Origin of the sequence: Glycomyces xiaoerkulensis, assembly GCF_002798405.1 — a bacterium.
Classification (GTDB): domain Bacteria; phylum Actinomycetota; class Actinomycetes; order Mycobacteriales; family Micromonosporaceae; genus Glycomyces; species Glycomyces xiaoerkulensis.
This window is the reverse complement of sequence record NZ_PGGV01000005.1, coordinates 1-9,438: the sequence shown is the minus strand read 5'-3', so window position 1 is coordinate 9,438 and position 9,438 is coordinate 1. Positions and strand designations below refer to the sequence as shown.

The window sequence follows — 9,438 nt, the reverse complement described above, 5'->3', positions numbered from 1 at the left end:
GTGTCGGGTGTGGTTGGTGTGTTGTTTGAGATTTGTATAGTGTGCGTGAGTGTCTTTGTTTCTGCCTTGACTGACAGGGCTGCGCTGCCGTGTGGGCTGTGGGTGGTTGATCTTCGGGTTGATGGTCTGCGGTTCGGTTGGGGCGCTGGTTCGTTTTCGGGCTGGTGTCCCTGGTGGTGTGGTTTGTGGTGTTGGTTAAGTTGTGTAGGGCGCATGGTGGATGCCTTGGTGCCGGATGGCCGATGAAGGACGTGTGAGGCCGCGTTAGTCCTGGGGGAGTTGTCAACTGTGCTGTGATCCCAGGGTTTCCGAATGGGGTAACCTGGCCGGGTTGGTGCCCGGTCGCCGCTTTCTGAATGTATAGGGGAGTCGGTGGTGTGGCGGGGAAGTGAAACATCTTAGTACCTGCTGTGGAGAAAACAAGAGTGATTCCGTGAGTAGTGGCGAGCGAAAGCGGAGGAGGCTAAACCGGGTTCGTGTGATAGCCGGCAGGTGTTGCGGGCTCGGGGTTGTGAGGCATGGGCGTTGTCCGCTGCCGCGGGCAGGTGTCTGGTGTGTTGGTTAGCTGAACGGTCTGGGAAGGCCGGCCGGAGTGGGTGAGAGTCCCGTAGGTGAAGGCTGATGTGCTGGGTGCGGCTTGTGTGCTCGAGTAGTGCGGGGTTCGTGGAGTCTCGTGTGAATCTGCCAGGACCGTCTGGTAAGCCTAAAGTGGTCCGGTGACCGATAGTGGAGAGTACCGTGAGGGAATGGTGAAAAGTACCCCGGGAGGGGAGTGAAAGAGTGCCTGAAACCATGTGCCTGTAAGCCGTCAGAGCCCGGTGTGGTGGATTCGTCTGCTGCGGGTGGGTGATGGCGTGCCTTTTGAAGAATGAGCCTGCGAGTCGTGATGTGCAGCGAGGTTAACCCGTGTGTGGGGGAGCCGGAGCGAAAGCGAGTCTGAAGAGGGCGTTGAGTTGTGTGTTGTGGACCCGAAGCGGGGTGATCTACCCATGTCCAGGGTGAAGCGGCTGTAAGAGGTCGTGGAGGCCCGAACCCACCTAGGTTGCAAACTGGGGGGATGAGGTGTGGGTAGGGGTGAAAGGCCAATCAAACTCCGTGATAGCTGGTTCTCCCCGAAATGCATTTAGGTGCAGCGTCGTGTGGTGCACCGGGGTGGTAGGGCGCTGGTTGGGTGATGGGCCGTGTCGGTTACTGAGCTCAGCTAAACTTCGAATGCTCTGGTGTTGAGTGCGGCAGTGAGTCCGCCGGTGAGAAGATCGGTGGTCGAGAGGGAAACAGCCCGGATTACCGGCTAAGGCCCCTAAGGGTGTGCTGAGTGGAAAAGGATGTGGGGTCGCGTTGACAGCCAGGAGGTTGGCTTAGAAGCAGCCATCCTTGAAAGAGTGCGTAATAGCTCACTGGTCGAGTGGTTTCGCGCCGATAATGTAGCGGGGCTGAAGTACACCGCCGAAGCCGTAGCAGCGCTGGGCAGGTTTTGCTTGTCCGGTGTTGGGTAGGGGAGCGTCGTGCCAGAGGTGAAGCCGAGCCGTGAGGTAGCCCTGTGGGGTGTGTTGGTGGATTTGGTGCGAGTGAGAATGCAGGCATGAGTAGCGTGACGGCTGTGAGAATCAGCTGCGCCGATTGACTAAGGGTTCCAGAGGACGGTTGTTCCGCTCTGGGTTAGTCGGGGCCTAAGGCGAGGCCGAGAGGCGTAGTCGATGGTGAACCGGTTGATATTCCGGTACCCGAGTGCCGCGATGGACGCGATAGCGGTTGTGCTAACCGGTCGGTTGCTGGTGCCGCTGCCATTTCGGTGGTGGTGGTGTTGGTTGCTGGTTGGGGTCCCTGCCGTGTGTAGTGTAGTGATGGGGTGACGCAGTGGGGTAGCCGTACCGTCTGGTGGATCAGGCGGGGTAAGGTGGTAGCCCGTCCTCTCAGGCAAATCCGGGGGGATGTGGGGTGAGCGCTGAGGCGTAGCCCGTCAGGGTGAATTCGGTGATCCCGTGCTGTCGAGAAAAGCCTCTAGCGAGTGGTGTCTCGGCCCGTACCCGAAACCGACACTGGTAGTCAGGTAGAGTATACTGAGGCGTTCGAGTGATGTGTGGTTAAGGAATTCGGCAAATTGCCTCCGTAACTTCGGGAGAAGGAGGGCCCTCGGTCGTGGCCGGAAGCCGGCGGAAGCGGTTGGGGGTTGCAGAGGCCAGGGAGAAGCGACTGTTTACTAAAAACACAGGTCCATGCGAAGCCGTGAGGTGAGGTATATGGACTGACGCCTGCCCGGTGCTGGAACGTTAAGAGGATCCATCAGCCCTTCGGGGTGTCGTGGTGAATTGAAGCGCCAGTAAACGGCGGTGGTAACTATAACCATCCTAAGGTAGCGAAATTCCTTGTCGGGTAAGTTCCGACCTGCACGAATGGCGTAACGACTTCTCCGCTGTCTCAACCACATGCTCGGCGAAATTGCAGTACGAGTAAAGATGCTCGTTTCGCGCGGCAGGACGGAAAGACCCCGGGACCTTTACTATAGCTTGGTATTGGTGCTTTGTCTGGTTTGTGTAGGATAGGCGGGAGCCGTGGAGTCCGCCACGCTAGTGGCGGCCGAGGCGTTGGTGAAATACCGCTCTGGTCAGGTGAGGCTTCTAACCTGCGGCCCTGGATCGGGTCGGGGGACAGTGCCTGGTGGGTAGTTTAACTGGGGCGGTTGCCTCCTAAATGGTAACGGAGGCGCCCAATGGTGCCCTCACGTCGGTTGGAAACCGGTGTTTGAGTGTAAGCGTAGAAGGGTGCTTGACTGTGAGACTGACGGGTCGAGCAGGTGCGAAAGCAGGGGCTAGTGATCCGGCACCGGTGTACGGATGCGGTGTCGCTCAACGGCTAAAAGGTACCCCGGGGATAACAGGCTGATCTTCCCCAAGAGTCCGTATCGACGGGATGGTTTGGCACCTCGATGTCGGCTCGTCGCATCCTGGGGCTGGAGTTGGTCCCAAGGGTTGGGCTGTTCGCCCATTAAAGCGGCACGCGAGCTGGGTTTAGAACGTCGTGAGACAGTTCGGTCCCTATCCGCCGCGCGCGTTGGAGATTTGGTGGAGGGCTGTCCCTAGTACGAGAGGACCGGGATGGACGAACCGCTGGTGTGCCAGTTGTCCCGCCAGGGGCATGGCTGGTTGGCTACGTTCGGGAGCGATAACCGCTGAAAGCATCTAAGCGGGAAGCGTGCTTCCAGATGAGATCTCCGTCAACGAACCGTTGGTGAGGCGCCCGGGAGATGACCGGGTTGATAGGCCCGACATGGAAGCGCCGCAAGGTGTGGAGTGGACGGGTACTAACCGCCGAGGACTTAACCCAACATGCAAGCAAACCCGCGAAAGGCGGGCCCTGCGCAGTCTCCGCTGGTGGGGACGGGGGCGCTCACGCACGCTATGCGATTCTGAGGCAACACACCGCCCGCCTCGGGCGGCCCCGCTGGGCGGGGCCGACCGGAGGGGGGCGGGGCTCACTGGTTTGTTTGGTGGTGAGAGCGGAAGTGGCACACCCGGTCCCATTCCGAACCCGGTCGTTACGGCTTCCAGCGCCGATGGTACTGCACTCGCGAGGGTGTGGGAGAGCAGGACACCGCCAAACAACACAACACGAAACAAGGAGGGCAGGACACCGTGTAGCGGTGCCCTGCCCCTTTTTTTGCACGCACCACAAAAACGGAACGCAATACGGCTGAGGGCCGCAGCAGTAGATGCTGCGGCCCTCAGCCGTACGTCTTGAATCGACGAACTCAGGGATGTGTGGGGATCAAGGGGCACGCCCCTAAGAAGTCAGGGCGTCCCGGAGCTTGTAGACGCCGGCGCCGACTCCGAAGATCGCTCCTACCACCAGGAACGCCATCAGCGACACACTGACGAGCAGGATTGCGACTCCGACAGCTCCCGAGACACTCAAGAATGTGCTCACTCGGCCTCCTCCATTGCAGGCTAGGGTGGGCGGTCAGCCCCTTGGCGACATTGTCGCACATCGATGCAAAGCTCATAATTCGCATCACAAGTTAGACAGGTCACACTAGTGAACAAGGCTATCTCGCGACTCCCGGTTGTGCCACTCCCAGACGAGGTGCTGCAGAAACTGGCCCAAGTCGGCCGTGAGCCGATCAATCTGCACCGAGCCCTCGCGCACGCACCCGCGATGCTCGGCCCGCTGCTCGACCTCATCCACGCGGTCCGATACGAAGCGGCCGTGTCGCGAACCCACCGGGAGCTGCTCATCTGCAGGGTCGCCCACCTGGAGGGTTCGGAGTACGAGCTCGCCCACCACCTGCCGATGGCACGGGACGCGGGCGTGCCGCCCCGGAAGCTCGAGTCGCTCGCGGACTGGCGGTCCGCCGATTGCTTCGACGGCGCCGAAAGAGCGGTACTGGCCTACGCCGACCACCTTGCCGCCGGAACCGAGCGCGACGACCGGCAGCTCGCCGAGCACTTCGGCCCGAGCGAGCAGACCGAGTTCACCGTGGCCGGATCGACCTATCTGGCGGTGTCGAGAATCCTGCGGGCGCTCGAGGTCGAGATCGATGAGCAGCTCCACTGAGCACCCGGCGTTCCGACACTGAAGATTGCGTCGTTCCATGACGGATACCCGCCTCCGAGGCTTACGATTTCCACGCCTCTGCGCGCATAGATTCGTTTCTGGGGGACGCCATGCCGAAGGACCACGAGGAGCTGGTCGACTCCGACGCCGCCAAGCCTTCGTCGGCGGTCTTCGTCTCCGTAGCGGCCGCGCTCGGCGGATTCCTGTTCGGGTACGACACCGCCGTCATCAACGGCACCGTCGAGGCCATCGAGCGCGCCTTCGACCTCGGCGGGGTGCAGGTCGGATTCGTCGTCTCCTCGGCGCTCCTCGGCTGCGCGGTCGGCGCCTGGTTCGCCGGCGCCCTCGCCAACCACTTCGGCCGGCCCCGCGTAATGCTCATGGCCGGCGTGCTGTTCTTCGTATCCGCGCTCGGCAGCGCCCTGTCCGCCGGGCCGGTCGACCTCACCTTCTGGCGAGTGATCGGCGGGCTCGCCGTCGGTGCCGCGAGCGTCATCGCTCCCGCCTACATCGCCGAGATGGCCCCGGCGAACCTCCGCGGCCGACTCGGCTCGCTCCAGCAGTTCGCGATCGTGCTGGGCATCTTCTTCTCGCTGTTGGTCAACTTCGTCATCCAAGGTGTGTCCGGAGGCGCGAGCGAGCCGGCGCCTTGGGGCGGCCCGGCCTGGAGGTGGATGTTCGCCGCCGAGGCGGTCCCGGCCTTCATGTACTTCATGATCGCCCTGCACATCCCCGAATCGCCGCGCTACCTCGTCGCCACCCGCCAGGTCGACAAGGCCAAGGCGGTGCTGCGCAAGTACGTCGGCGGCGATGTCCGATTCCGTATCGAGGAGATCCAGGAGTCCCTGCACACCGACAAGCCGATGCGTCTGTCGGAGATCCGGGGCCCGCGCCTGGGGCTGCTCCCGGTCGTGTGGGTGGGCATCCTGCTCTCGATGTTCCAGCAGTTCGTCGGCATCAACGTCATCTTCTACTACTCGACCTCGCTGTGGCAGTCGGTCGGATTCAGCGAGAGCAACTCGTTCCTGACCAGCGTCTTCACCTCGTTCGTCAACATCGTCGGCACCATCATCGCGATCCTGCTGATCGACCGGCTCGGCCGCCGGAGGCTGCTGCTGTCCGGCTCCTCGGTCATGCTGGTCACGCTCGCGACCATGGCCGTCACCTTCTCGACGGCCACGGTCGACTCTGAAGGGGACCTGGCCCTGAGCACGGGCGCCGGCGCGGTCGCACTGGTCGCGGCGAACCTGTACGTGCTCGGTTTCGCCTTCACCTGGGGCCCGGTCGTCTGGGTCCTGCTCGGCGAGATGTTCCCCAACCGCATCCGCGCCTCGGCGCTCGGCGTGGCGGCGGCGGCGCAGTGGATCAGCAACTGGATGATCACCACCACCTTCCCCGAGCTCGCCGAGATCGGGCTCAGCCTGGCCTACGGCCTCTATGCGACGTTCGCGCTGCTGTCGCTGCTGTTCGTGTTCAAGGCCGTCCCCGAGACCAAGGGCATCGAACTGGAGGACATGGAGGATCTCGAGAAGATCGGGAAGGTCCGGCCCTCGGAGCCGTGACGCCGAGGCAGGGAGGGCCCCGCGGGGCCCTCCCTGCCTCTTTCCGGGTTTCCTTGTTATGCCTACTCGTAGGCGATGGCTCCGAGGATGTCGACCTTCGAGGCCCGCACCGCCGGCGCGATGGCCGCCAGGAGGCCGACGACGACCGCCGCGGCCAGATAGCCGACGATCAGACCGGTCGGCACGGCGAACACGTCCACGCCGGTATCGATCAGCGCCCGCTGCAGCACCCAGCCGAGGCCGATTCCCACACCGATGCCCAAGACAGCGCCGAACAGCGCGATCGTGACCGACTCGACGGTCACCATGCGGGTCGTCTGCCCGCGGGTCATCCCGATCGCCCGCAGCATCCCCAGCTCGCGGGTCCGCTCCAGGACCGACAGCACCAGCGTGTTCACCACGCCGATCACCGCCACGATCATCGCCAGGCCCAGCAGGAGCTGGATCGCGATGATCGCGAAGTCGAGGAATACCGTCAACTGCCCGATGTACTCCTCGTAGTTCTGTACGCTCACCTCCGGTTCGTTCGCCAGGATCGACTCCAGCTCGCCGGTCACCGCCTCGACGTCGCCGCCGTCGGCCACGTCCACCAGGGCCGTGGTCGGCTTCGGGGTGAAGAACTCGTCCACATAGGCGGTGGTGACGTACCAGCCGTCGGTGTTCTCGTTGTCCTCCAGGATCGCCACGAGCGTGAACTCGTGCGGCTCCTCGCCGCGGCTGAACGTCGCGGCGACCGAGTCGCCGATGCCGACCCCGAGGTCCTCGGCCGCCGAGGCGTTGGCGGCGATCTCGCCGTCGGCCAGTTCGCTGATCGACCCCTCCTCGACCCGGCCGCCGAACAGCTCGAGGATGCCCTCGAAGTCGGTGGTGGCGTTCATGAACTGCTCGGTGCCGTCGACCTCGGCGGGGTCGTAGTAGAGGTCCACGGCCGCGTCGACGTCGTCGACGTGCCGGATCCGGTCCATCGCGGCCGGGTCGAACGCGGGCGGCACCGGTGCGGTCACCGGGCCGGTCACGAACAGCTCCGCCTCGACATTGTCGTCGAAATAGGACTCGATGCTCGACTTCACGCTGGTCAGCATCGTCGCGGTCGCGGTCACCAACGTTACGCCGATCATGAGCGCGGCGGCGGTGACGGCGGTGCGCCGCGGGTTGCGGGCCGCGTTCCGGCGTCCGAGCCTGCCCGAGAAGTTCCACGACCACAGCATCCCGATCAGGCCCACCAGCGGCCGCGACAGCCAGGCGGTCAGCAGCGCCATGCCGATGAACACCAGCCCGGCGCCCGCGGCCGCGCCCAGGAGGTTCCGGTCGCCGAGGTTCTCGGTCAGGCCCGACGCGATCAGGAGCAGGCCGACGGCGCCGACGAGCAGGCCGGCGAGAGTCAGACCGGTGATCGGCTTGTCGGCCCTGACCGCTTCCCGCATGGCCTCGACCGGCGGCACTCGGGACGCACGCACTGCCGGCACCAGCGCCGCGAGCACCGTGACGCCGATGCCGACCGCCAGCGCGGCGATCACCGCCGAGGCCGGTACGGCCACGGCCACGTCGGCGGTGTCGAGGAGCGCGTCCGAGGCCAGTCGCGTCAGGCCGACACCGCCGCCGACGCCGATCGCGGCGCCGATGAGTGCGGCTATCGAGCCGAGGAGGAATGCCTCGGCCAGCACCGAGCGGACGACCTGGCTTTTGGCGGCCCCGATCGCGCGCATCATCGCGATCTCCTTGAGCCGTCCGGCGATCACGATGGAGAAGGTGTTGGCGATCAGGAAGGCCGAGACGAACACCGCCACTGCGCCGAATCCGAGCAGGAAATTGCCGATGATGCCGACCGTCTCGGCGGTCTCGGCGCTCTGCTCGGCGGTGTATTCGGTCTGGGTGATCACCTGGCCGCCGTCGCCGACGGCGGCCGCGAGCGTCTCCCGGAGCTCGTCGGCGCTGGTGCCGGGATCGGCGTGGACGGCGACCGCCGAATAGGCGTCCCGGCCGTCGAACACGAGCTCCTGGGCGGTCGCGGTCGTGAACGCCAGCTCGGTGGCGCCGTCGACCGAGTCGCGGCCGCCGGGGTAGCCGTATACGCCGACGATCTCGTAGGCGACCTTGTCGCTGGTGGGGGAGTAGGCGGTGACACTGTCGCCGAGGCCCAGGCCGGCGTCGGTGACGAACTTGGCCGAAACCGCGACCTCGTCGTCCGCGCTCGGAGCGACGCCCTCGCGCAGCTCGCGCCGGCTCCGCTCGTCGCCCCAGTTGACGGCCGTGGTCGGGGCGAAGCCGCCGACGACCTTGCCGTTCGAGTCGAGGGCGTTGATCATCCAGGAGACGCTCACCGAGGTGTCGGCGACCCCGTCGGCGGTCTCGACGTCCGCGAGCGTGTCCGCGGTGACGCCGTCGCGGACCATCCGCTCGCCGCGGGTCTCGGGCTCGACCGGCTCGACCAGGACGTCGACGCCGGCGTACCGGTCCTCGTTAAGCTCGTCGACCGTGGCCTCGATCGAGGCGGTGAGCACCAGGGCGGCGGCGATGAACGCCGAGCCGAGCACGATGGCGAGGCTGGTGAGGACGAGCCGGGCCTTGCGGCTTGCCATTCCTTTGAGCGTGGCGCGCAGCATTGCTAGGCGTCCTCACCTTCGGTGGAGGTGTAGGCGAGCCTCTCGAACCCGCGCATCTTGTCGATGATCGCCTCGGCGGTGGGGTCCTGCATGTCGTCGACGACTTGGCCGTCGGCGAGGAACACGACGCGGTCGGCGTAGGCGGCGGCGTTGGGGTCGTGGGTGACCATGCAGATGGTCTGGCCGAATTCGTCGACGCTGGTGCGCAGGAAGCGGAGGACTTCGGCGCCGGAGCGGGTGTCGAGGTTGCCGGTGGGTTCGTCGGCGAACACGACCTCGGGCCGTGAGGCGAGGGCGCGGGCGCAGGCCACGCGCTGCTGCTGGCCGCCGGACAGCTCGGTGGGCTTGTGGTCGAGGCGGTCGGCCAGGTCGAGGGTGTCGATGATGCGGCGGACCCACTCGGGGTCGGCCTTGGTGCCGGCGATGGCGGCCGGGAGGGTGATGTTCTCCTCGGCGGTGAGCGTGGGCAGGAGGTTGAACTGCTGGAAGATGAAGCCGATCTTGTCGCGGCGCAGCTTGGTGAGGGCCTTGTCGTTGAGGCCGGTGATGGTGGACTCGCCGATGCTCACCGAGCCGCGGTCGGTGGTGTCGAGGCCGGCGAGGCAGTGCATCAGGGTCGACTTGCCTGAGCCGGAGGGGCCCATGATGGCGGTGAGGACGCCGGAGGTGAATTCGACCGAGACGTCGCGGAGCGCGACGACCTGCGCCTCGCCGGACCCGTA

General features: G+C 65.1%; 5 protein-coding genes and 2 rRNA genes. 4 read left to right on the top strand and 3 right to left on the bottom strand.

Translation table 11 applies throughout. The features are described 5' to 3' along the window. Positions 1 to 193 precede the first annotated feature (193 nt). Together CUT39_RS02075 and rrf are read left to right on the top strand one after the other, a co-directional pair. Positions 194 to 3,324, top strand: a 23S ribosomal RNA gene (locus tag CUT39_RS02075). A 159-nt stretch (positions 3,325 to 3,483) separates the two neighbouring features. Next, positions 3,484 to 3,600, top strand: a 5S ribosomal RNA gene (gene rrf / locus CUT39_RS02070). Between the two features lie 180 nt (positions 3,601 to 3,780). Here the strand turns inward: rrf and CUT39_RS20100 are convergent. Next, complete coding sequence (locus CUT39_RS20100) at positions 3,781 to 3,924, bottom strand: hypothetical protein (protein WP_157930429.1); 144 nt, start codon at positions 3,922 to 3,924, stop codon at positions 3,781 to 3,783. A 138-nt stretch (positions 3,925 to 4,062) separates the two neighbouring features. On the opposite strand from CUT39_RS20100, the gene CUT39_RS02065 reads away from it, so the two are divergent. Both CUT39_RS02065 and CUT39_RS02060 read left to right on the top strand, forming a co-directional pair. Continuing rightward, positions 4,063 to 4,551 carry a carboxymuconolactone decarboxylase family protein gene (locus CUT39_RS02065; RefSeq protein WP_157930428.1) on the top strand — a complete coding sequence of 163 codons (489 nt, stop codon included), beginning with the start codon at positions 4,063 to 4,065 and terminating at the stop codon, positions 4,549 to 4,551. A 110-nt stretch (positions 4,552 to 4,661) separates the two neighbouring features. Then, positions 4,662 to 6,113 carry a sugar porter family MFS transporter gene (locus CUT39_RS02060; protein WP_100444298.1) on the top strand — a complete coding sequence of 484 codons (1,452 nt, stop codon included), beginning with the start codon at positions 4,662 to 4,664 and terminating at the stop codon, positions 6,111 to 6,113. A gap of 62 nt (positions 6,114 to 6,175) precedes the next feature. On the opposite strand, the gene CUT39_RS02055 is transcribed toward CUT39_RS02060, so the two are convergent. Together CUT39_RS02055 and CUT39_RS02050 are read right to left on the bottom strand one after the other, a co-directional pair. Then, positions 6,176 to 8,692: an ABC transporter permease gene (locus CUT39_RS02055; protein WP_198586800.1), complete on the bottom strand. Its 2,517-nt coding sequence runs from the start codon at positions 8,690 to 8,692 to the stop codon at positions 6,176 to 6,178. Between the two features lie 26 nt (positions 8,693 to 8,718). Beyond that, on the bottom strand, positions 8,719 to 9,438 hold a 720-nt coding region (locus CUT39_RS02050), incomplete at its 5' end, for an ABC transporter ATP-binding protein (protein ID WP_100444296.1).

Bases quoted from the DNA above. Each gene is read 5' to 3' on its own strand.
- CUT39_RS02060 (WP_100444298.1), top strand. From the start codon at position 4,662: ATGCCGAAGGACCACGAGGAGCTGGTCGACTCCGACGCCGCCAAGCCT.
- CUT39_RS02055 (WP_198586800.1), bottom strand. From the start codon at position 8,692: ATGGCAAGCCGCAAGGCCCGGCTCGTCCTCACCAGCCTCGCCATCGTG.